Here is a 22,847-nt window from a genome sequence, read left to right as displayed (position 1 = left end):
GTGGGCGTGAACGATCCGGCGTCAAGCTCGTTCACGCTGGCCGGCAAGGGGCCGAAAGGCAGCGCCAACCGGACCCTGCGTGGGTTTTCGCGGCTGGTGACCACACGCGGCGGGGTGTACTGCTTTTTCCCGAGCATCAAGGGCTTGCTGTATCTGGCGCAATTGGCGGCAGCCGGCGGCGCCGCATCCAGCCCGGCGCCAGTGGCATCCGGCAGGCGGGCACCGACGTAGCGCCGCGCCAGTCCGATGTTTTACCAGCGGTAGCTTGCCGTGACGATGACCTTGCGCGCTTCGCCGTAGAAGCAGCCGTAGGTGCAACTGCCGATATAGGTCTTGTCCGCCAGGTTGGTGACGTTGAGCGCGAGTTTCCAGGGCCCCGTGCTGTAACTGGCCATGGCGTCGATCAGCGTGACGGACGGCACGATCACCGGCGTGCCATGCGCCGCTCCACGGGTGCTGCCCACGTAGCGCGCTCCCGTGCCGATCCGCAAACCAGGCAAGCCGGCGGCGGCGAAGCCCTCGTCGCCCCAGAGGGAGAGCTGGGTATACGGCACGCTGTCGACGCGCTGGCCTTCGCGTTCGGGATACAGGGCGCTCGCTTTGGTCGTGCGCGCGTCGGTATAGGCATAGGCGGCGATCATGTTGGCCGTGCGGCCGATACGGGTGCGCGCTTCCAGTTCCAGGCCGCGCGACCGCACTTCGCCTGCCTGCACGGCAAAGTTCGCATCTTGCGGGTCTTCCACCTGCACGTTCTGCCGGGTCAGCTGGTAGAGCGCGGCCGACAGCAGCACGTCGGCGCCCTTGGGCTGGTAGCGCAGCCCGGCTTCGAACTGCTTGCCCTCGGACGGCTTGAAGCGCGCGCCGGTCCGGTCGATGCCGCTGGTCGGCTCGAACGATTCGCTGTAGCTCGCAAACGGTGCCAGGCCGCTATCGGCGAGGTACACCAGCCCTGCCCTGCCGGTAAAGGCATGGCTTTTTTCATTGTCGGCCCGCACACCGCCGAAATAGCCGGCTTCACTGTAGCGCAGCATGTCGTAACGGCCGCCCAGCGAGGCAACCCATTTGTCGCCCACCTTGAGCTGGTCCTGGGCGTAGACGCCCAAGCGCTTGCCATCGGCCTTGTAGGCGAAGGTATTCGGGACCCGCTCGGTGCCGACGCGGCTGCCGTACACCGGCGCATACAGGTCGAGATTTGCCAGCGAGCGCGTGTAGCGTTCGGTTTCTTCGCGTCCGCGCGAGTAATCCAGGCCTGCCAGGATGGTATGCCTGACGGTGCCCTCGCCCAGCTGGTATTGCAGCGACGTGTCGGAAACCAGCGACGAGGAGCGGTCGGCGCGCTCGCTTGCCCAACGCGAAGCCGTCGCGCGCTGGCTGGCATCGACGCCGCCCCACACCTCGACATAGTCGAAGGCGTTGCTCGCATGTGCATAACGCAAGCTGTTTTTGAGCTTGAGCCGCTCGCTGAACGCGTGCTCGAACAGGTATCCGGCGCAATACCGTTCCAGCGCGAACTGGTCGAAGCCCGGCTCGCCCACAAAGCGGTGGCGCGCAATCTTACCGTTGGCGTTGGGCAGGACCGTCCCTTCGGCGGGCAGGCCGTACACATTCACTGTGCGGTCTTTTTGATAGTCTCCAAGAAAAGTAAGTGAGGTCGCCGCGCCCGGTCGCCATGTGAGTGCGGGCGCCACGAAGCGGCGATTGTCCGGTACGTGATCGATGAAGGTGCCGCTGTCGCGCCAGAGCGCGGTAAGGCGGTACGACCAGACGCCGTCGTCCGTGAGCGGGCCACCGATATCGGCCGATACCTGTTTGCGGCTGAATGAACCTCCTTCCACATTGATCTCGTGCACCGGCTCTGCCGTGGGACGCTTGCTGACCGTGTTGATGATGCCGCCAGGGCCGCCAGCCCCGAACAGGACCGAGGCCGCACCCTTCACTACTTCGACCCGTTCCAGGCCATAGAGTTCCTGACGGCCGTCATAGCGGGTGACGCCGTAGCGGGTGCCGTCGCGATAGTGGTTGCCAAGATCCGAGGTGGCCTGGAAGCCGCGCAGGAAGAACTGGTCGGTGGTGCGGTCGGCCGCTTCGTTACGGGCCACGCCAGCCACGTAGGCGAGCACGTCCTGCAGGCTTTGCGACTTGAGGGTGTCGATCTCTTCCGCTCCGACTACGCTGAGGGACTGTGGCGTTTCCACGATGGGCGTGTCGATTTTGGTGGCCGTGGCGCTGCGCCTGGCCACGTAACCGCGGATGGGACCGCTTGCAGTCTCGGGCTCGGCGGAGTCGACAACGGTGATCATCGGCAGCACGGCTGCCTCGGGACGGGCGGCCGGGCGCTCGGCCAGCTTGGCCAAGGTGTAGCTGCCGTTGGCCTGGCGCAGCGCTTGCAGGCCATGTCCGCGCAGGACTTCGTCGAAGCCGGCCTGCACGGTGGTGGTGGCGTTCAGGCCGGCGCTGGTCTTGCCGTTCAGTAGCGTTGCGTCGACGGAGAGTTCGATGCCGGCGGCGCTGGCGAAGCTGTTCAGGGTGCGGTCCAGCGGGCCGGGGGCGATCTGGAAGCTGCGCGCCGCGGCGCCCTGCGCCTGGGCCGGCGTTGCCAGGCCCAGCGCCAGCCCGGCCAGCAAAACCGCGCGCACGGCGGCCGCGCCGCGGCTGAGGGTGAAGGCCGGTTCACGCGGCGAAGGCGCGACGGAGGAATGTGGGTGCTGATGAGTCATGGTCTGGTCCTGGAGTTCGGAAGATTGCGGGAGTGCTTACTTGTATTCCGAACGAGAACCAGAAAACCTCAAGCGGACGCGACGATTTCCGCAAAAAAGTGGCAAGTGGCTTGGTCAGCGGGCGCGCACGGTGACCCAGTAGCGGGTGCGGTACGCCACGGCGACCGGCAGGGCCAGCGCCAGATTGCGCAGCGCGCGGTCGGTGTCGCGCAGCGAAAACACGCCGCTGACGCGCATCCCGGCAATATCGGGGTCGCAGCGCAGCAGGCCCGGCCGGTAACGTGCGAGTTCGGCGACAAAGTCGGCCACGCGCATGTCCTCGGCCACCAGCAAGCCGCCCGACCATGCGGCGGCGCTGGCCTGCACCGGCCCGGACTGTTCGACCCGATCCTGGGAAAATGCCGCGCTCTTGCCGGCGCCGATCCGGACGGCATCGTGAAGGTTGTTGCGCGTGCGCAGCTCTACAGCACCTTCCAGCACGCCAACACGGGTGACGTCAGCATGCTGGCGCACAAGAAAGCGCGTGCCGAGGGCCTGTACCGTGCCATCGCGCGTCTGGACCCGGAACGGGCGCTGCGCGGCCATCGGATCGGGCGCGGTGCTGACCAGGATTTCACCGGCGCGCACGATGACAAGGCGCTCGTGGCTGTCAAAGCGCAGGTCGACCGCCGAGGCGCTTGCCAGCACCACATGGGTACCGTCGGGCAAGGTGACATCCCGCGTTTCGCCGGTACCGGTGCTGTGGTCGGACGCGATGCTGTCCCAGGCCTGCGTGCCGCGCATCGACCAGGCGGTGCCTGCCGTCACGCCCAGGCCCAGCAGCTGCAGCGCGCGGCGGCGCGTGACGTAGGCGGCGGCAGCGGGCTCGCGCAAGGTGTGCTGGGCAATCTCGCACGGAACGCTCATCAGCTTGTCTTCGACGGCTTGCAGGCGGCGCCAGGCGCGTTCATGGTCCGCGTGGGCCGCGCGCCACGCGGCGCAGGCAGCCTGGTCGGCGGCGCTGGCCTCGCCCGACCACAGGCGGGCCATCCAGGCGGCGGCCTGGCTGACGGTGGCGGGATCGAGCCGACCCGGGATGGTGGCGCCGGCGGGCATGGCTGGCCGCGCTGCTTACGGCGCCGGGGCGTGCAGTGCGCTGGCGCAGACCTGCAGCGCCGTGGCGATGTACTTTTCCACCGACGACACCGACACCTGCAGGCGCTCGGCGATGTCGCGGTAACTCATTCCTTCAAGCTTGCACAGCAACAGCGCCGAACGGGCCTTGGCCGACACGCAGTGCAGCAGCGCATCGATCTCGACCAGGGCTTCGAGCGTGATGGCACGCGTTTCTTCGGACGGAACGTGCGCTGCCGGCACCAGCGCAATGGCCTCAAGGTAGGCGAGCTCGATCTGGCGGCGCCGGTACAGGTCGACCACGAGGCCGTTGGCGATCTGGGTCAGATGGCGCCGCGACTGGTCGGGCGGCGGCACGCGGCCGCTGGTGATGATGCGCAGATAGGTGTCATGCGCCAGGTCGGCCGCATCGCAAGCGTTGCCCAGCCGTTTTCGCAGCCAGCCGCGCAACCAGCCGTGATGGTCGGTGTACAGCGTTTCAAGCGCGAGCGGGGTATGGGAACTGGACATGCAAGCGGTCACTTAATAATGAGAATTATTCTCAATTGTAATGCTTGCAGGGTGAGCGGGCAATTTAATTGCGCGAACCGGGGCGCTTAGTCCAGGTCGGTGACCGTGATGAAATCGGGGAAAAATTTCGCGCTTGAATCGAGGCCCGGGCAATCGGCCTGATCCTGGATGATCCAGGTCTGCGGCCAGGCCTTGTGCTTGCGTGTATACAGCACGGCAAACAGCTCGAACCGCTCTGCCGTGCCGGGCGTCGCCTTCGCTGCGGCCGACGGTCCCGAACGCAGCGTGACGACGAGCAGATGTTCGCCGGCGCGGTCGACGATCCGTTCGGCCTTGACCAGCGTTCCTCCCGGCGGGATCTGTTCGGATGCCAGAAAGCCGGACGGGACCGGGAAGCTTTGCACCGGCCCGGCTGCGCGCGCGGCTTGCGGCGCGGCAGTGCCGGCCAGCGACAGGCACAGCGCAAGGCACAAGAATCCGGTGGTTGCCGTCCGCTTGCTTGTCGTCCGGTCCGTGCGCGCCTTGCGCCCTGCCGGGCAGGATGGCAATGTCAGTCGCAGCCGTTCAATCATGGCGCGCGAAGCGCGTGACGCAGGTCTGCGCGCCGCTGCTGTCGGGCATGGTGCTGATGTGCGCCGTTGTCCTGTACACGTCGCCGTCGCGGTGCCGATGCCATATCTCGCCGCTCCAGCTGCCGTTGATGGCGAGGGAGCGCATGATGTCCTCGTCCAGCCCGGGCGCCCGGCTCTCGCAGCTGAGCATGCGTCGATGCTGCCCCGCCACCTGGTCGTGCGCAAACCCGGTCAGGGCGGTAAACGCGTGGTTGATGTCCGTGATGACGCCATTGTGGTCGCTGATGAACATGGCTTCGGGCGCCAGGGTGAACGCGTCGGCCAGGCGCCGCATCTGGCGCTCCCGGGCGCTGCGTTCGCTCACGTCGACCAGGACGGCGCGGCAGCTCTCCCCATCGTTGGCCAGGGTGGTGCGCATTTCCACCGTGCGGCGGGTGCCGTCCCTGGCGACGAGCGTCACTTCGCACTGCGCGTCGCACTGGGTGGCATACAGCGACTTCAGGCATGCCGCCACCCGGGACCGATCGGATTCGGCCACGAAGAGGCCGAGCCGCTTGTCGATCACACGGGCCCGCTCGCTACCCAGCAGGCGCGCGCCTGCCAGATTGATTTCGGCAATCGTACCGGTGCGGTTGAGCGTCAGGTAAGGCACGGGAGCAAAATCGTACAGTTCGGTGTAGATGGCCAGGGCCGCCTCGATCCACGCGCGCGCCGCTTCCAGCTGCTCGTTCTGAAGCTCCAGTTCGACCTGATACACCTGCAGTTCGTGCAGCAGCCGCTGCGGATTGTCGACGTGCTGCATCAGCTGCGGGCCCGCCTGCGGCGCCCGCCCCTGTTCGCGCTGGCGTTCGCGCGCGCGCATGCGCAGTTCGGCGTCTTCCCGCAATACGTTTTGGACTGCTTGTTCACGGCTCATGATTGTTTTTCCTGATTGATGCCGACATCTGAAACGGCCTTGCCTGGCCGGCTGGTGTTCTTTGCCATACCGCCTTCCAGCAAGGCATGCGCATCCTGCAGTACCTGTTCCAACGCCGTGGCCGCATCGGCTTGCGAGGGCGCGATCGCGCTGTGGCGCTGCAGCACGGACAGGGTCTGGCGCAGCGTTTCCTCCATCCGCTTGCGCTCGGTGATATCTTCCTTGACCGAGATGAAGAACCCGGGCTCGGGCGAATACAGCGCGCACTTGATCCATTGCGCGCCGTCCCTGGCAGATACTTCCATGTGCTCCGGCTTACCCGTGGTCGCCACCCGCACGCAGGCGGAAAACAGATCCGCATTGAAGGGATGGATGCTGCTGGCCAGCTCCGACTGGCGCTTGCCCACGACGTCATGCAGTCCGGTCATTTCCATGAACTTGGGATTGACTTCAAGAACAAGGAAATCGCGCGGGACACCATCGTCCATGATCACCTGGTGGCAGGCGACCGCGTTCATCGAGTGTTCCAGCAATTGCCGAAAACGCGACTCGGAGCGCTTTTGCTCCGTGATTTCCCATGCCATGCCCGAGATGCCGATAATCGCGCCGCTGTGGTCGCGCGCCGGCTCGGCAAAAAAATCGTAGTAATGCGTGGTGCCGTGCAGGTGCGCCGTGGTTTCGGTGTGCACGCTGATGCCTTGTTCGAGCGCCTGGCGTTTCAGCTGGGTCAGGCGCACTGCATCTTCGGGCGGCAACAGGTCGGCGTCGGTCTTGCCGATGGCGTCGCCCGAGCGCAGTTGCGGCTGCAAATTGTGCACCCAGGTATAGCGCAGCTCATGATCCTGGCTGAACACCGTCAGCGGCGCGTGTTCGATGGCAATCCGGAAGCGCTCGTCGCTCAGGCGCAGGGCGCGTTCCAGCGTTTTCGAGGAACTGATGTCGATAAAGGTGATCACGACCCCGTCGATGCGGTTGTCCTGGGTGCGGTACGGCATGATGCGCACGGTGAACCAGCGCCCGTCGAGCGCGCTGACCTGGACCTCGCGAAATACCAGCGAACGCAGCACTTCGCGGGCATCCTCGGCCAGCGACGGATAGTTCAGCGTGCTCACCAGATCGGTGATCGGACGGCCGGCGTCGCCGGGAATCAGCTTGATGATGCCGGTGACGCGATTGGTGAAACGCCGGATGCACATCTGTTCATCGAGAAAAAGCGTGGCGATGTCGGTGCTGTTGAGCAGGTTTTTCATGTCGTCGCTGGCTTGCGACAATTCGTCGAGCTTGGCCGACAGTTCATGATTAACCGTCTGCAACTCCTCGTTCATCGACTGCATTTCCTCCTTCGAGGTCGTCAATTCCTCGTTGGTGCTTTGCAATTCCTCATTCGTGCTTTGCAGCTCTTCATTGGTCGATTTCAATTCTTCCTGCGAGGTCTGCATTTCTTCGCGGGCGCGCTGCAACTCCTCGCGCGATTGCTGCATTTCCTGCGTCATGGCATCCATGCGCTCGGCCTCGGCGCCGGCCAGCTGGCCCTTGCGCGGTGTTTTTGCGCGCGCCGCCGGCTGGTCGGAAAACACGATCAGGATCATGCCGCGCAGCGGTGGCGGTTCTTGCAGACTGTGAACCTCGACATTGACCAGCAGCGCGCCCCCATCGCCGCCCACGCGCAGTCCCTTGAGCACCTGGCTGCCCTGCTCGCGCACGACCCTGGCGAAGACTTCGTTCAATGCCCCTGCCAGCCCCTCGCGCGCCATGGCGAAAATATTCAGGTTGGCCTTGCCCACGGCCGGCTCCAGGTATTTCCCGGTCTTGCCGCTGATATAGATGATGTCGCCCTTGTCGGTCGTGAGCACCGCGGCTGGCGAAAAACGTTGCTGCAGCAAGGAATCGATCAAGGTCTGCACGTTGGAGCTACCTGGCTGGGCCGCGCTGGCGGTGGGAATCGGCACGCCCAGCCCTTTGCGGGACCGGCCATAAATGGATGCAGGGAAATCGACCGGCTCCGTACGCGGGCTGCTTTCGCGGCGCTGGTAGATGCGCGTCTTGCCTGGCCATGCGGAGAACAGGTCGCTGGCGGCGCCCACCGTTTCGGCGCTCCCGAGCACCAGGATGCCGCCCGGCCGCAGGCTGTAGTGAAACAGGGGCAGCAGCTTTTTCTGCAGGTCCGCTTCGAGGTAGATCAGCAGGTTGCGGCAAGTGAGCAGGTCGAGCTTGGTAAACGGCGGATCCATCACCAGGTTTTGCGGCGCGAACGTGACCATTTCGCGAATTTCCTTGCACACGCGAAAGCCACCGTTGTGCTGCACGAAATAGCGGCGCAAGCGTGACTCGCTCACGTCGCTGGCGATGGCGCCCGGAAACTCGCCGGCGCGGGCGCGGTCGATCGCGTCGCTGTCGAGATCGGTGGCGAAGATTTGCAGGGTGTAGCGGGCCTCCGGCTTGAGGCGCTCGAGCGTGTCTCGGAAAGCAATGGCGAGCGAATACGCCTCTTCGCCGGTCGAACAGGCGGGCGTCCAGGCACGCAGGATGGCGCCTTGCGGATGGGCCGCCAGCAGGGCCGGAATGGCCTCGGTCTCGATCTGTTCCCACACGGGCGGATCGCGGAAGAAACTGGTCACGCCGATCAGCAATTCCTTGAATAGCAGCTGCACTTCGTGCGCATTGTCGCGCACGTAGCGCACGTAATCGGCAATGCTGGCCAGCTGGTGCAGGCTCATACGCCGCTCGATGCGGCGGTAAATGGTGCTTTTCTTGTAAAACGAGAAATCGTGCCCGCTTTGGGCGCGCAGGATCACGACCAGCTTGTCGAGTGCGCTGCCGTCGGCGTCGGACAAGCTCAGGTCGGGCGGCGTGGCCAGCAGTGGCGCGTGACGCCGGTAGTCGAGGATGCGGCTGGCCAGCGCGTTGGCGGGCGCAACCACGTCGGCCAGGCCGGCGTCGATGGCGCTGCGCGGCATGCCGTCGAACTTGGCCGTTTCCGGATCCTGGACGAACACCGCGCCCGCGCTTTCCTTGATCGCCCGCAAGCCCAGCGAGCCGTCCGAGCCCATGCCGGAGAGGATCACGGCGATGCTGCTGGCTTGCTGGTCGGCGGCCAGCGAGCGCAGGAAATAGTCGATCGGCAAGCGCAGTCCGCGCGGCGCGGCCGGCTCCAGCAAGTGCAGGACACCGTGCAGTATCGACAAATCGCGGTTCGGCGGAATGACGTACATATGATTCGGTTCGACCCGCTAGCGGTCGCTGATTTGCAGCACGGGCATGCTGGTGCAGCGCTGCAATAGCTCGACCATGATGTCCTTGTGCAAGGGATCGAGGTGCTGCACGACGACGAACGCCATGCCGCTGTCGGCAGGAATACCCGATAAGAATAATTCAAGCGCTTCCAGGCCGCCAGCGGAGGCGCCGATGCCCACAATAGCGAACGCCGCTGGCTGCGTTGCGAACGCATGGGCAGGCGCTGTGGCGGACTGGCTGGCCGGCTTGCGCGATGTGGTGCTGGTTTTTTTCATGGCAGGTTGATGGTGCTTCGTGGAGTTGAACCGCGTCGCAAGCGGCGGCAAGCGCAGGGCCGTACTATAACATTGGGGCTCACCGGCCAGTGTGGTTCTTAGCCTGGACATCCTGCGGTTCGAGCAGCTTGTGCACGAACTGCGGCGCGAGCTGCTGATACTTCTTGTCGAGCAGGTGCGGGTAGGCGCTCAGGGCCAGGTCGACGCATGTGCCGGCGGCGGCGCGCGCCTTGCTGGCGGCCGCATGGCCTTGTTAGCGCAGCGTATCAATTTTCGATGTAGACCTTGTCGCGGATGAATTTCACATGCGCTTTGAACACGGCGTTTTCTTTCAGCGACAGCGATTTATCGAACACCATTTCTCCGCCATATGGCGAACCACCCTTGGTACCGGTCAGCGTGCGTCCGCGCATGGCGAATTTTTGCGCGCCCTGCCGCATGATGACCTTCAAATCGCTGGAATCGACGCCGCCGCTGCAAAACATCGTGTACGGAACGGTCACTTCGGCGACGCCGTTGTTGTCGAGATCGGTGACGGTGATGTACTTGGGGAAAAAACTGGCCGATGAATCGATGACGGGGCAGTCGTTCGCGTCTTCGATCAGCCATGTGCGGGCCCAGCGATTGGCCTTGCGGGTGTAGAGCGAGGAGAACAGTTCGTACAGTTCGTCGCGGCCGGGCTCTGCGTTGAAGGCGTTCGATGGTCCGGTCCGCATACTGACGACCAGAATGTGCTCGCCAGCGCTGTCGGCAAAGCGCGCGGCCTTGACCAGCTTGCCGGGCACGGTGATGCGTTCGGATTTCAGGATGGCGGACGTGACTGGGGTGTGCTCCACCTCGGCGGCAAATGCGGACGGGGATGCTGCCAAGGTCAGCGACAACACGAACATTGCGATTGCGGGTACTGCGGATTTTATCGACATTCTTCTACGCCTTCATTATTTGTAATTTCCGCAAGATCAACGGTGCCGGAGGAACGGCATTGTTCAGATACTCTGGTACATCACGACGTTGTCGTTCTATTTGCAGCGCGCATGAAATCAACGAATGCGCGCAGCTTTCCTGGCATGTGCTTGCGATGCGGATAGTAGAGATGAAAAGCGCCGTCCCATCCGCGATGCTGCCTCAGGATCTGGCGCAGCACGCCGTTTGCTAACTCTTGTTTCGCAAAATCTTCCAGGATGAACGCGATGCCGTGGCCTTGTATTGCAGCATCAAGGACAGACCGCATTTCGTCAAAAATAACGCGCCCCTGAACATCGATTTGAACCGTTTGGCCTCTGTCTTCGAACTTCCAGTCATACAATCTGCCCCCAACAGAATAGCGCTGGCGAATGCAGTTGTGCTTGAGCAGTTCATCAATCGTTTCTGGTTCGTCCCGCTCGAGGAAATAATCCGGGGCAGCCACCACGATTCTTTTTTGGACCGCCCCTAACTGCACTGCGACCATGTCGTTCTGTACATTTTTCCCCATGCGTATGCCGATATCAAAACCGGCGTTGACGATATCGCCAAGCTGATTATCCAGCGATATCTCGACATTTATCATCGGGAAGTTCTCAAAGAACGAAGCCAGATGCGGTTCAATCAAGAGTCGGTATGCGACGTAGGAAGAATTGACGCGCACTGTGCCCGACGGTTGATCAGTCGCGAGCAATGCCTGCGACAAGGAGTCCTTGATCAGGGCAAGCGCAGGTGTCAATGCTGCGTTCAATGAGGCGCCAGCCTCGGTCAAACTGACACTACGTGTGGTGCGATTGAATAGCCGCACATTCAGTTGGGCCTCTACATTTTTGATCGTGCGTGATACGGCAGTTGGCGTGACGCCCATTTCCGCGGCAGCGCGAGCAAAGTTCAAATGCCTGGCGGCAGCCTCGAATGTGAAAAGACCGGGAAGATGCACCGGTGGCGGAAGAGGTGCGCCTTCGATGCCTTCAGCCCGATCCGGGTCTTCCATTATGACGTTTTTGTTCATACGGTATCTCAGCTTATGACTATTTACGTCATTATCGCCGATCTCCATACTGATGACATCAAGTGACGTGATCACGAATCACGACAGCGGAACATTGTTTCTTCAATCCGTCTACCAGAACCCTCTTTCAAGAACAAAACCATGAGCAAAATTTTTGAGCCCCTGACCCTGCGCGGCATCACCCTGCGCAACCGCTTCGCCCTCAGTCCGATGTGCCAGTACACGGCAACAGATGGTCATGCCAGCGATTACCATGCCATCCACTACGGACGTTTCGCTCTCGGCGGCTTCGGCCTGCTGATGGTCGAGGCGACAGCGGTCTCGCCCGAAGGACGGATCTCACATGGCGATCTGGGCCTGTGGGATGACGCCCATATACAAGGCCTGTCACGCATCGCGGCTTTTGCCAAGGCCTATGGTGCAACGCCCGGAATCCAGATTGCGCATGCCGGGCCGAAAGCCAGCATCCAGAGAGCCTTTGAAGGTAACGGTCCTCTGAACGAAGGCGATGCGGCACGCGGCGAACACCCGTGGGCAGTCGTGTCACCGAGTGCGCGCCCGGTCGCAGAGGGCTGGCTGGTACCTGGCGCCCTGGATGCAAACGGCATCGCCAAGGTGCGTTCGGATTTTGTCGCTTCGGCACGACGCGCTCTGCGGGCAGGTTTCGATGTGCTCGAGCTGCACTACGCGCATGGTTTTCTGCTCAACGCTTTCCTGTCACCTCTGACCAACGACCGCAGCGATGAATACGGCGGCGAGTTCGAGAACCGCATTCGCCTGCCGCTGGAGATCGCTCGCGAAGTGCGTGAGGTGTGGCCGCAGGACAAGCCGCTGTTCGTGCGCTTGTCGGCAGTCGATGGCAGCACCAGCGGTTGGACGATTGAAGACAGTGTCGCTTTCGCCACGGCCTTGAAGGCGGTCGGCGTCGACGTCATCGATTGCTCGTCCGGTGGCTTCGGCGTCTACGAATATCCCAGCGGCTATGGCTTTCAAGTGCCGTTCGCTGCACAGATTCGTCGCGAGGCAAACATCGGCACCATGGCCGTGGGAATGATCGACGATCCGCGGCAGGCTGACGCTGTCATCGCCTCTGGCCAGGCCGACCTGGTAGCGCTTGGTCATGCGGCTCTGCGCGATCCACACTTTCCGTTGCATGCACAGCAGACGCTAGGGGCGGTCAGTCCGGGTGCGGCGTATGCCGACTGGAATGTTCAGGCCGGCTGGTGGCTCGACCACCGCGCAAGCAAACTTCTCCAGCTGGGACCATGGGTCCCAATAGTGGATACCGCTGCGAATGGCCACAGGGAATGATTCCCATGCCGGCCAACACGGCCGGTTTTTACGACGATTTGAATTAACAACAAGGAGTGAAACATGAACAAACCAAGCTACGTGCAAGATTATCAAGCCATCGTCGAGGTACTGAACAAGTATAGCGAAGGCTGCAAACAGGCTAAAAGCAGCATCATGAAACCTGCTTTCAACGAACACGCAACGATTTTTGGCGTCGATGGCGACGGTAAACTGACTGGCGGTCCAATCCAAGGCCTGTTCGACACGATCGACGGCGATTTCCATCCATCTCCTGATGCCCAAGGGGGGATCGTCAACGTCGACATCGTGGGCACCGCCGCCAGTGCGCGCATCGACACCAACGATGTCTCGGGCTTCTGCTTCACCGACTTCTTCAACCTGCTGAAGGTCGAGGGCAAGTGGACCGTGGTCAGCAAGATTTATCACACCCACGTCGCACCTTAAAAACGCTTAGTCGGCCTTGAACACGTGCGGGAGGTCAGGCTTCCCGCAGTGTCTGCTGTACTTTTTTCAGCCGAGCAACAATCAGTCATTGCGACCCTCATCAAAGAGCAATTAAATGAAGAATACTTTTATCAAGACTTTGTTTTTCCTGGCAGTCATGACTGGCCTGGGCGCGACTGCTCAAGCAGAAGTCCTGCCGGGCGGCCAACAAGTTAACAGTAGCAAAGCCATGAGCAAACCTACTTACGTGCAGGATTACCAAGCCATCGTTGAGGTGCTGGGCAAATACAGCGAGGGCTGCAAACAGGCCAGGAGCAGCATCATAAAGCCAGCTTTCAGCGCGCAGGCGACCATCTTCGGCGTCGATGCCAAAGGCAAGCTGGCAGGCGGTCCGATCCAAGAACTGTTTAACGCCATCGACAACCCGCCATTTCGCCCCTCACCCGAAGCCCAGGGTGTGATTGTCAGCATCGACATCGTGGGCACCTCCGCCAGTGCGCGCATCGACACCAACGATGTTTCAGGCTTCTCTTTCACCGACTTCTTTCACCTGCTGAAGGTCGACGGCAAGTGGACCGTGGTCAGCAAGATTTATCACACCCACGTCGCGCCCTGACCTCATCGGCAATCGCTTGGCTGCCGCTGCGTACCTTGGGGTCGCACCATCGCAAAGGGTCCTTGCGGCCGCAACCGCCGACAAGGTCGAGATGCGGGTTACTCAGGTATTGCCGCCACGTCGGCCAGTTCATCAGGACGCGAGAAGCACAGGAGCCGCAGAAGCTCTTGCGCATGCTCGCGCGACTTTACGGCGAGGATCAGGTTCTGGTTTTGAATGCCGACCGCTTCTAACGTCTGCTTACCCGGATGAATGACCAGTTTCCGCGTTCCCGCCTCGACTGCGTCGGTGATGGCATCGGACTCTGCATCCTTTGCGGGCGTGAAACTGATCGCCATATGAAGACCGTGCTTGCCACGCCGGAGCGCTGGCGTTACGGTCGGAGAGACTTGACTCACAAACGTATTGCAAGCATCGCGAATGGGAAATGACTGGGGTGGTGCGGGTCGCAATAAAAGAAGCGCTGCACAGATGCCTGCCAATGTCAGGATTAAGCCTGCGCGGCGCACGAAGGAAAAGGAATTCAAGGCATCTCATCTGGTTGTCGGGTTTCGCTCACGCTACAAGCGAGAAGCATGATATCAAGATTAGTCGCTCCTTAAACCAGGGGATATCGCGCCTGCAGGCACATTCTTTGGCTGGACGCGCAGCGCAGGGCCGCCATGTAGTACAGTGCGCGGTCCAGCATTCGGAATCCTATATGTCAGATATTACCGCGAAGCGCCACCGCCCTATTCGCAATATCATCGAACGGATACTCAACGTTATGCTCCTGGGCGGCAAAGTGGCAGCGTGGAGTTATCGATGGGGCTGGCATGGCAAACTCAGGGTCGTGCGCTATGAAATGAGCGTGAACAGGGAAAAACCATTGCCGGCTCCGCTGAGGATTGGGTTTGTCTCAGACCTGCACGCCGGACCGACAACGCATGCAGGTCTGTTCGATCTATTGCGCGATCAATTGCTGTTGCTGCGCCCGGACGTGCTACTGCTCGGCGGCGACTACGTTTCGTTCGATGCCAGGTATGTCGACCGGTTGCGCGATGTTCTGACAGCGTACGCCCCCGCTCTAGGAATCTATGCCGTCATCGGCAATCACGATATCCGGCACGGGCGCAAATCAATCGAAACCGCCTTGCGGGATATGGGTGCGCATGTCCTGGTTAACCGCAACATCGCTTTGCCGGCCCCGTTCGACATGGTCAGCGTCTGCGGCATCGATGACCCATGGACGGGTAACGCAGACGCGGCCCGAACGTTCTCGGAATCGCGACAGGTCAAGCTATTCCTGACGCATTCTCCGGATGGGCTCATGCATCTGGACAAAGAAGTCTTTGACGTTGCCTTCGCTGGACACACACACGGCGGGCAGGTCGCGCGCCGTGACGGAGCGCCTGTGGTGCAGCCCACAGGGCCGCTGTCGCGTCAATACTGCTACGGCGAATTTCCGGTGCCCGGCAACGGGACGATGATCGTCAGCCGCGGGTTTGGATGCACTTTGATTCCGTTGCGTATCAATGCGGACCCGGAACTGGTGATCTGCACACTGCGTTAACGCCGAGTTCGATTCGCTGGGCCAGCAGTGTGAATTCGGCACTAACCCTGTCGACGACGGCGCTAGGCGCTGGTTGCTCTATCTTGCACGATAGCACCCAAGATCGCGTCAAGGTCGATGCGGGCGCCGGGACGGATCACGACAGCCGGTATTCAAGCACCATTTTCTACCTTGGCGGCACGCATCGCCCGTCCGGAGAGCTTGATTTCATCGGGATTCCAATCGACAGCCGGGCCGCTGTCCAGCCCGTCCTGAATATCCTGACGGAGCTCAGCGAGCTTTGCAATTTGAACTTGGTGATGCTCATGCATAGTTCGCGGCGCATTGTGGATGACCTGACTCGCTGATGAGTACAGACCAGAAACCACCTTTGCCCGCGCCATTTCTTCAAATTGCGTTGCCAGTACGATCTTCATAGTCATTCCGATCTCCCCGATATCTCATACTGAATCGCACAAACTGTAAGTGTTCGACCGAGTATTCGCGATATGGTTCGCGCAACCAATCAGGATGAGGTTTTGTGGAGCACTACCTAATTTTGTGGAGCAAGTGCGGGAGCAAAAAGCCCTGAAACCTGCATGAATACTGGCCTGCCCAACAGGAATCGAACCTGTGACCCTCAGCTTAGAAGGCTGATGCTCTATCCAACTGAGCTATGGGCAGTCTGTCGCGGGGAGGAAACCTCGCGGAAATGAAAACGGGCCGTCAAATGAATGACAGCCCGTCTTTTAACTTGGTCGGAGTACAAGGATTCGAACCTTGGACCCCCTGGTCCCAAACCAGGTGCGCTACCGGACTGCGCCACACTCCGAAGACGTTATTATACGTCGGGGGACTCGCAAACGTCAACGGCACATCGTGAAGTTTTCTGTGAAATGTTGAAACCCGGAAAACTCTATCTTCATGCCATCAACTTGCCTGCCTGCGCGCCGTCAACACGGCCGCGCCCTCCCCCTTCGCTGCTGCCTGTTTACGCCGGAACCTTGTTGGCAATCCTGCGCGCGGTCGATTCGGCGACCTGCGCACTCTTCGCTTCCACCATCACGCGGATCAGCGGCTCGGTGCCGGAGGCGCGGATCAGCACGCGGCCCGTATCGCCCAGTTCCGCTTCCACGGCTTCCTTCTCGGCCACCATGTCGGGATGCTTGGTCCAGTCGAAGCCGGCCGGCACGCGCACGTTGATCAGCGTCTGCGGATACAAGGTCAGTTCCTTGCAGCACTTGTCCAGACTCTTGCCGCTGCGCTTGAGCGCCGACAGCACCTGCAACGCGGACACGATACCGTCGCCGGTGGTGTGCTTGTCCAGTGCCAGCAAGTGGCCCGAACCTTCGCCGCCGAACAGCCAGCCGTTTTCCTTCATCACTTCCAGCACGTAGCGGTCGCCCACCTTGGCGCGCGCAAAGCCGATGCCGAGTTCCTTGAACGCCACTTCCAGCGCCATGTTCGTCATCAGCGTACCCACCGCGCCGGCAACCGGGCCGGTCGTCATGCGGTCGCGCACCATCACATACAGCAGCTCGTCGCCGTTATAGATGCGACCGGCGCCGTCGCACATGACCAGGCGGTCGGCGTCGCCATCGAGCGCGATGCCCAGGTCGGCGCGGTGTTCGAGCACGGCCGCGGCCATGGCTTTCGGTGCGGTCGCGCCGAAGCCATCGTTGATATTAAAGCCGTTCGGCTTGTTGCCGATGGCGATGACTTCCGCGCCCAGCTCGTGGAACACGTGCGGTGCGATGTGGTAAGCCGCGCCGTGTGCGCAGTCGAGCACGATGCGCAGGCCGCGCAAGTCGAGCTCGTTCGGGAAGGTGCTCTTGCAAAATTCGATGTAGCGGCCCTTGGCATCTTCCAGGCGCTTGGCGCGGCCCAGCTTTTCGGCCGACACGCATTCCATCGGCTGGTCGATCATGGTTTCGATTTCGTGCTCGACCGCATCCGGCAGCTTGGTGCCGTGTTCGGAGAAGAACTTGATGCCATTATCCTGGAACGGATTGTGCGACGCCGAAATGACGACGCCGGCCGACAGGCGCAGCGCGCGCGTCAGGTAGGCCACGGCCGGGGTCGGCATCGGGCCGGCCAGCATCACGTCCACACCGGCGGCATTGAAGCCCGCTTCCAGCGCCGATTCAAGCATGTAACCGGAAATACGGGTGTCCTTGCCGATCAGGACCGTTGGACGGCCGGAAGCGGCGTTGGTTTTCGCCAGGACTTTACCCGCGGCATAGCCGAGGCGCATCACGAAATCAGGGGTGATCGGCGCCACGCCAACCAGCCCGCGCACACCGTCCGTACCGAAATATTTACGTGCCATGTTTTCTCTTTTGTTGAATAAATTAATGAATGGTGGCAGCTTGCCACACTGTGAGTGCATCTACCGTTTCAATTACATCATGGACGCGCACGATGCGCGCGCCCTGGGCCACCGCAGCCAGTGCGCCCGCAAGGCTGCCGGCCAGGCGCTGCTCGACCGGCTTGCCGGTTACGGCGCCGATCATCGATTTGCGCGACACGCCCGCCAGCGCGGGCAGCCCCAGTTCCCGCTGCATGCTGCCGATATTGCGCAACAAGGCATAGTTGTGTTCCACCGTCTTGCCGAATCCAAAACCCGGATCGATGCAGATGCGCTGGCGTTCGATGCCGATGGCCAGCATGGCCTCGACCCGTTCGCGCAGAAAATCCGTGACCTCGCGCACCACGTCGCCGTAGACGGGTTCCTGCTGCATGGTTTGCGGCGTACTTTGCATGTGCATCACGCACAGCGCGCAGTCGCTGCCCGCCACCGCTTCCAGGGCGCCGGGCGCGCGAAACGCGTTGATGTCGTTGATCATGTCGACCCCGGCCAGGATCGCTTCGCGCATCACCTCGGGCTTGTAGGTATCGATCGACAAGGGCTTGCCGAGGTCGCGCAGCGCGTACAGCACCGGCATCACCCTGCGCAATTCCTCGTCGAGCGCGAGGGCGGGCGCACCCGGACGGCTCGATTCGCCGCCGATGTCGATCAGGTCCACGCCTTCGCTCACCATTTCTTCGGCGCGCGAGAGCGCAAACTCAAGCGCCTGGAACCGCCCGCCATCGGAAAACGAGTCAGGCGTGACGTTGAGGATGCCCATGACCAGCGGTTTGGCCGCCAGGTCGAAGCCAAAGCGGCCGCATTGAAAATATTGTCGCATTCCGTCTACATCATGTTGTTAATTGATCGACCATAAAAAATGCCGTTCAGTCTTGTCTGAACGGCATTATATACAACCTTGCAAGAACCGGAGAAATTTACGCCGGTGCTGTCGCGTTCGGTGAAACCCCGCCCGAGCCGCTGTCGCCAGGAGGCGGCGTGCGCTTGGTCAGCACACCCGACTTCGGCTCGCGCGGCTCGTGCCCGGCCATGATGTCGTTGATCTGGTCGGCGTCGATGGTTTCCCAGTCGAGCAGCGCGCGGGTCATTTTTTCGACCTTGTCGCGGTTCTCTTCCAGCAGGCGGCGCGAGAGCGCGTACTGCGTGTCGAGAATCGAACGGATTTCCGCATCGACCTTTTGCTGGGTCGCCTCGGAAATGGTCTTGGTGGCGCCGCCGAAGAAACCTTCGTTCTCGCTATCCTCGTAGACCATCACGCCCATGCTGTCGCTCATGCCGAAACGCGTCACCATCGAACGCGCCAGTTTGGTGGCACGCGAGAAGTCGTTCGACGCGCCGGTCGACATCTGACCGACGAACAGTTCTTCGGCGATACGGCCACCGAACAGGATCGAGATTTCTTCCAGCATCTTGTCCTTGTAGCCGGACAGGACGTCGTGCTCAGGCAGCTGCCAGGTCAGGCCGAGGGCATAACCGCGCGGCATGATCGTGACCTTGTGCACCGGATCGGCCTTCGGCAGCAGCTTGGCGATGACGGCGTGGCCGGACTCGTGGTACGCGGTGTTGCGGCGCTCTTCTTCGCGCATGACCATCGATTTACGCTCGGGCCCCATGTAGATCTTGTCCTTGGCATCTTCAAAGTCGCTCATTTCGACCAGGCGCTTGCTGCGGCGCGCGGCGAACAGGGCTGCTTCGTTGACCAGGTTGGCCAGGTCGGCGCCCGAGAAGCCGGGCGTACCGCGTGCCAGGATGTCGGCCTTGACGTCGGCGCCGATAGGCACCTTGCGCATGTGCACATTGAGAATCTGTTCGCGGCCGCGGATGTCCGGCAGGCCAACCATGACCTGGCGGTCGAAACGGCCCGGACGCAGCAGCGCCTTGTCGAGCACATCGGCACGGTTGGTGGCGGCCACGACGATCACGCCGGAGCTGGCTTCAAAACCGTCCATCTCGACCAGCAACTGGTTCAAGGTCTGTTCGCGCTCGTCGTTACCGCCGCCCATGCCGGCGCCACGATGACGGCCGACCGCGTCGATCTCGTCGATGAAGATGATGCAAGGCGAGTGTTTCTTGGCGTTCTCGAACATGTCGCGCACGCGGCTCGCACCGACGCCGACGAACATTTCAACGAAGTCCGAACCGGAAATCGAGAAGAACGGTACCTTGGCTTCGCCGGCGATGGCGCGCGCCAGCAGGGTTTTACCGGTGCCCGGAGGACCAACCATCAGCACGCCGCGCGGAATGCGTCCGCCCAGCTTCTGGAACTTGGTCGGGTCCTTGAGGAAGTCGACGATCTCGTTGACTTCTTCTTTCGCTTCGTCGCAACCGGCGACGTCGGCGAAGGTGACGGTGTTGTTGGTTTCATCCATCATGCGTGCTTTGGACTTGCCGAAGGAGAAAGCACCACCCTTGCCGCCGCCCTGCATCTGGCGCATGAAGAAGACCCAGACGCCGATCAGCAACAGGAACGGGAACCAGGAAATGAACAAGGTCGTCAGGAACGATGGATCTTCAGGCGGTTTGATGTCGAAATGCACATTGGCATCGCGCAGGTCCGATACCAGGCCGCGGTCGAGCATCGACGCGGTGGCACGCACCTTGGTGTCATCCGAGCGCGTGGCGGTGATGTTCTGACCTTCGATGACCACATCCTTGATGCGACGGGCCTTGACCTCATCGAGCAGTTCGGAATAAGCGATGGCCTTGCTGCCGCCGGCAGCGCTGTGGTTGTCAAACTGTCTGAACAGCATGAACAACAGCAGGGCAACGACTACCCAGATGGCGGATTTTGAAAACATATTATTCACGAAAACTCCTTCGATGCAGGCGCATCTTTTTACCGATTTTAGAACGCCGATTTTACTCGCAATAAGCAGGCGGTGCCACGCACGCCCCGCTGCCGGGCTGAAAAACTACTGAAAAGCCATGAAGATTAGGCAATTCTTACCCAATTCCCATGCCTTTTGCGGCTTTCCTTGGCTGATGTGCGGCTAAACCCATCAAATATCAAGGGGAGATTCGTCTTCCAGTGCGGTATTCTTGTCGGTAGGATTTTTCAGACCCTTACCGACGAGGAAAATTTCGGACGATTTGTCGCGGCTCGCCTTCGGCTTGATCTGCTTGACGACCTTGAACTCGGCCCGGAATTTCTCCACGATCTGGCTGAAACCCATGTCTTTAAAGCATTTCACCACCAGGGCGCCGGAGGGTTTCATGTGGAATTGCGAAAATTCGATGGCCAGGTCGATCAGGTGCTCCATGCGGGCCGAATCGGCCGTGGGGATGCCCGACAGGTTCGGCGCCATGTCCGACAGCACCAGGTCGCACTTGCGCCCGGCCAGGATGGTGTCGAGCTGGCGCAGGATGCGCGCCTCGCGGAAGTCGCCCAGGATGAAGTGCATGTCGGCGATCGGCTCCATCGGCAGCATGTCGAGGCCGATGATGGTGCCGTTGATGCCGCCGCCATCCTTGCCGGCCAGCTTACGCCGGACGTACTGGCCCCAGCTGCCCGGGGTGCAGCCGAGGTCGACGATGACCTGGCCGGATTTGATCAGCTTCTCGCTCTCGTCGATTTCCTTGAGCTTGTAGGCGGCGCGTGCACGGTAACCCTCTTTCTGCGCCAACTTCACGTAGGGGTCGTTTATGTGGTCGTGCAACCAGTTTTTGTTTAATTTGTTCTTTGCCATTCGCGTAGAATACTGCTTTTAAAGGACTATCTAAAAATATTATGCAAAAACTTACCCCCGTCGAGCGCAGTGCACTGCGCGCTGAAGCGCATGCGCTCAAGCCTGTCGTCATCATCGGCGAAGCGGGCCTGACGCCAGCCGTGATCAAGGAGATCTCGGCCAGCCTCGACTCGCACGGCCTGATCAAGGTCCGCGTGTTCGGCGACGACCGCGCCATGCGCACAGAAATCTACGAGAACATTTGTACCGAACTCGATGCGGCTCCGGTACAACACATCGGCAAACTGCTGGTCATTTACCGTCCCAAAGTGGAAGTGGTAAAGGAACGCAGCGGCAAGTCGGGTAAAGGAATGCGCGAAGTTACCATTGTTAAAGCGAGCGCAAGCGGTACCAAGCGTCCGTCCGTGACCAAGGTCATGATCAAGGGTAATGAGCGCGTGACGGAAGGCGGCACCATCAAGCGCGCCAAGCCGCGCCAGAGCAGCCCCAAGAAAGGCGCGCTGGGGAAATAATCCCAGCGTTGCACTACCGTCGTTTTCGCCGAGGGCCGCCTTGGCGCGGGAACGACGGTGGCTGGGGTTACGGCCTGGGGTTCTTGAACACCAGCACCCCCGCCAGCACGCTCTGAATCAGATACAACACCATCGAGACCCCGTGCAGCATGCCGAATTGCTTGCGCGCGGCCGGCTCCATTACGCCGCCAGGCGCCGCTTCCTTCAGTGCCGCCATCATCGGCCCCAGTCCCAGCGTACTCGCCGCCATCAGCGCCAGCATCCCGGCCGCCACCAGCATCAGCAAGCGCCTGCGCTTCGCATCGACGCCCTTCTCCAGCGCCAGCAACACCAGCAAACCCACGCCGCACACCAGCGACACGAGCGCCTCGCTCCTGAACATGCTGCCCGCGATGGTCCCGGCCAGCGCGCTGTCGGACAGGGTGCGGAACAAGGTCGGGGCAACCAGGTAACCCACCGTCCACAAACTGCCCGCCCACGCCGTCACCAGCAGCAAACGGGCCCGCGCCAGCAGCATCAGATGTACTTGACTTCGAGGATTTCGTATTCGCGCGGGCCCGATGGCGCCTGCACTTCGACCACATCGCCGGCGTACTTGCCAATCAGCGCGCGCGCGATGGGCGAGGTGACCGACACCTTATTGAGCTTGAGGTCCGCTTCGTCCAGGCCCACGATCTGGTAGGTCACCTTGGTGCCGTTGTCCAGGTCTTCCAGGTCGACGGTCGAGGCGAACACCACGCGCCCTTCGGCGTCCAGGGTGGCCGGATCGATGATCTGCGCGGCGCCCAATTTGCCTTCCAGCTCCGCAATGCGGCCTTCGACGAATGCCTGGCGCTCCTTGGCGGCGTCGTATTCGGCGTTCTCGGACAAATCGCCATGCGAGCGCGCTTCGGCGATCGCGTCGATCACAATGCGGCGCTCTTTGGTCTTGAGCTGATGCAGCTCTTCCTTGAGCAGTTCGGCGCCGTATTTGGTAAGTGGAACTGATGTGTTCATGTCGTATTCGCGTTTCTACTGAAAAGTGAAAACCACAGGGCACGCGCCGGAAAGCTCCCGGCGCGCGC

At 61.5% G+C, this 22,847-nt stretch carries 22 protein-coding genes, 2 tRNA genes and 1 pseudogene; 6 read left to right on the top strand and 19 right to left on the bottom strand.

Going from position 1 to position 22,847, the window contains the following annotated elements; translation table 11 throughout:
* Positions 1–231 (top strand): hypothetical protein (locus RBA41_RS31890; RefSeq protein ID WP_306628370.1); only part of this gene is annotated, 231 nt, incomplete at its 5' end.
* A 20-nt stretch (positions 232–251) separates the two neighbouring features.
* Here RBA41_RS31890 and RBA41_RS31885 read toward each other — a convergent pair.
* From RBA41_RS31885 to RBA41_RS31845, 9 genes and pseudogenes are all read right to left on the bottom strand, one after another.
* The gene (locus tag RBA41_RS31885; protein WP_306628369.1) at positions 252–2,717 is read right to left on the bottom strand and encodes a TonB-dependent siderophore receptor; all 2,466 of its coding nucleotides are present in this window, start codon (positions 2,715–2,717) and stop codon (positions 252–254) included.
* 114 nt (positions 2,718–2,831) lie between these two features.
* Complete coding sequence (locus RBA41_RS31880; protein WP_306628368.1) at positions 2,832–3,812, bottom strand: FecR domain-containing protein; 981 nt, start codon at positions 3,810–3,812, stop codon at positions 2,832–2,834.
* A 15-nt stretch (positions 3,813–3,827) separates the two neighbouring features.
* Positions 3,828–4,340 carry a sigma-70 family RNA polymerase sigma factor gene (locus RBA41_RS31875; RefSeq protein ID WP_306628367.1) on the bottom strand — a complete coding sequence of 171 codons (513 nt, stop codon included), beginning with the start codon at positions 4,338–4,340 and terminating at the stop codon, positions 3,828–3,830.
* Positions 4,341–4,426: 86 nt separating this feature from the next.
* Positions 4,427–4,912, bottom strand: a complete 486-nt coding sequence (locus RBA41_RS31870) for a hypothetical protein (protein WP_306628366.1) — start codon at positions 4,910–4,912, stop codon at positions 4,427–4,429.
* Complete coding sequence (locus RBA41_RS31865; protein WP_306628365.1) at positions 4,905–5,828, bottom strand: PAS domain-containing protein; 924 nt, start codon at positions 5,826–5,828, stop codon at positions 4,905–4,907. The genes RBA41_RS31870 and RBA41_RS31865 overlap by 8 nt, the downstream gene beginning before the upstream one ends.
* A complete protein-coding gene (locus tag RBA41_RS33545; RefSeq protein WP_374709635.1) occupies positions 5,825–8,446 on the bottom strand; it encodes a CheR family methyltransferase in 2,622 nt (873 codons plus the stop codon). Before RBA41_RS33545 ends, RBA41_RS31865 begins: the two co-directional genes overlap by 4 nt.
* A gap of 18 nt (positions 8,447–8,464) precedes the next feature.
* Positions 8,465–9,337 (bottom strand): annotated as a pseudogene (locus RBA41_RS33540) (chemotaxis protein CheB); the annotation flags it as partial.
* Positions 9,338–9,603: 266 nt separating this feature from the next.
* Positions 9,604–10,260, bottom strand: coding sequence for a M949_RS01915 family surface polysaccharide biosynthesis protein (locus RBA41_RS31850; protein WP_374709634.1), 657 nt, complete (start codon positions 10,258–10,260; stop codon positions 9,604–9,606).
* Positions 10,261–10,340: 80 nt separating this feature from the next.
* Positions 10,341–11,312, bottom strand: a complete 972-nt coding sequence (locus RBA41_RS31845) for a LysR family transcriptional regulator (protein WP_306628363.1) — start codon at positions 11,310–11,312, stop codon at positions 10,341–10,343.
* Between the two features lie 141 nt (positions 11,313–11,453).
* Here RBA41_RS31845 and RBA41_RS31840 point away from each other — a divergent pair, with 141 nt between their 5' ends.
* From RBA41_RS31840 to RBA41_RS31830, 3 genes are all read left to right on the top strand, one after another.
* On the top strand, positions 11,454–12,623 hold the full coding sequence (locus RBA41_RS31840) for an NADH:flavin oxidoreductase/NADH oxidase (RefSeq protein ID WP_306628362.1): 1,170 nt from the start codon (positions 11,454–11,456) through the stop codon (positions 12,621–12,623).
* Positions 12,624–12,686: 63 nt separating this feature from the next.
* Entirely contained in the window at positions 12,687–13,070 is a 384-nt protein-coding gene (locus RBA41_RS31835; RefSeq protein WP_306628361.1) for a nuclear transport factor 2 family protein, read from the top strand.
* A 115-nt stretch (positions 13,071–13,185) separates the two neighbouring features.
* Positions 13,186–13,686, top strand: a complete 501-nt coding sequence (locus tag RBA41_RS31830) for a nuclear transport factor 2 family protein (protein WP_306628360.1) — start codon at positions 13,186–13,188, stop codon at positions 13,684–13,686.
* A 98-nt stretch (positions 13,687–13,784) separates the two neighbouring features.
* On the opposite strand, the gene RBA41_RS31825 is transcribed toward RBA41_RS31830, so the two are convergent.
* Positions 13,785–14,213, bottom strand: a complete 429-nt coding sequence (locus RBA41_RS31825) for a hypothetical protein (protein WP_306628359.1) — start codon at positions 14,211–14,213, stop codon at positions 13,785–13,787.
* A 173-nt stretch (positions 14,214–14,386) separates the two neighbouring features.
* Between RBA41_RS31825 and RBA41_RS31820 the strand changes: the two genes are divergently transcribed.
* A complete protein-coding gene (locus RBA41_RS31820) occupies positions 14,387–15,238 on the top strand; it encodes a metallophosphoesterase (protein ID WP_306628358.1) in 852 nt (283 codons plus the stop codon).
* A gap of 152 nt (positions 15,239–15,390) precedes the next feature.
* Here RBA41_RS31820 and RBA41_RS31815 read toward each other — a convergent pair whose 3' ends face one another.
* The 7 genes from RBA41_RS31815 to RBA41_RS31785 all read right to left on the bottom strand — a co-directional run bounded on the left by RBA41_RS31815 (position 15,391) and on the right by RBA41_RS31785 (position 21,271).
* Complete coding sequence (locus RBA41_RS31815) at positions 15,391–15,654, bottom strand: type II toxin-antitoxin system ParD family antitoxin (protein WP_306628357.1); 264 nt, start codon at positions 15,652–15,654, stop codon at positions 15,391–15,393.
* A gap of 170 nt (positions 15,655–15,824) precedes the next feature.
* Positions 15,825–15,901, bottom strand: a tRNA-Arg gene (locus RBA41_RS31810).
* A 71-nt stretch (positions 15,902–15,972) separates the two neighbouring features.
* Positions 15,973–16,049 (bottom strand) — tRNA-Pro (locus tag RBA41_RS31805).
* A 159-nt stretch (positions 16,050–16,208) separates the two neighbouring features.
* Positions 16,209–17,546 (bottom strand): phosphoglucosamine mutase, encoded by a 1,338-nt coding sequence (gene glmM / locus RBA41_RS31800; RefSeq protein ID WP_306628356.1) that lies wholly within the window; start codon positions 17,544–17,546, stop codon positions 16,209–16,211.
* Between the two features lie 22 nt (positions 17,547–17,568).
* Positions 17,569–18,405: a dihydropteroate synthase gene (folP, locus tag RBA41_RS31795; protein ID WP_306628355.1), complete on the bottom strand. Its 837-nt coding sequence runs from the start codon at positions 18,403–18,405 to the stop codon at positions 17,569–17,571.
* Positions 18,406–18,502: 97 nt separating this feature from the next.
* The gene (gene ftsH, locus RBA41_RS31790) at positions 18,503–20,392 is read right to left on the bottom strand and encodes an ATP-dependent zinc metalloprotease FtsH (RefSeq protein WP_306628354.1); all 1,890 of its coding nucleotides are present in this window, start codon (positions 20,390–20,392) and stop codon (positions 18,503–18,505) included.
* Between the two features lie 192 nt (positions 20,393–20,584).
* A complete protein-coding gene (locus tag RBA41_RS31785; protein WP_306628353.1) occupies positions 20,585–21,271 on the bottom strand; it encodes an RlmE family RNA methyltransferase in 687 nt (228 codons plus the stop codon).
* 41 nt (positions 21,272–21,312) lie between these two features.
* Here RBA41_RS31785 and RBA41_RS31780 point away from each other — a divergent pair, with 41 nt between their 5' ends.
* On the top strand, positions 21,313–21,783 hold the full coding sequence (locus RBA41_RS31780; RefSeq protein WP_306628352.1) for a YhbY family RNA-binding protein: 471 nt from the start codon (positions 21,313–21,315) through the stop codon (positions 21,781–21,783).
* Between the two features lie 67 nt (positions 21,784–21,850).
* Here RBA41_RS31780 and RBA41_RS31775 read toward each other — a convergent pair whose 3' ends face one another.
* Complete coding sequence (locus RBA41_RS31775) at positions 21,851–22,300, bottom strand: DUF4149 domain-containing protein (protein WP_306628351.1); 450 nt, start codon at positions 22,298–22,300, stop codon at positions 21,851–21,853.
* Positions 22,300–22,779 carry a transcription elongation factor GreA gene (greA, locus tag RBA41_RS31770; RefSeq protein ID WP_099880509.1) on the bottom strand — a complete coding sequence of 160 codons (480 nt, stop codon included), beginning with the start codon at positions 22,777–22,779 and terminating at the stop codon, positions 22,300–22,302. Before greA ends, RBA41_RS31775 begins: the two co-directional genes overlap by 1 nt.
* Between the last annotated feature and the right edge of the window lie 68 nt (positions 22,780–22,847).

The organism is Massilia scottii, from assembly GCF_030846495.1.
GTDB classification, from domain to species: Bacteria; Pseudomonadota; Gammaproteobacteria; order Burkholderiales; family Burkholderiaceae_D; genus Telluria_A; species Telluria_A violaceinigra.
This window is presented reverse-complemented; position numbering and strand designations above follow the sequence as displayed.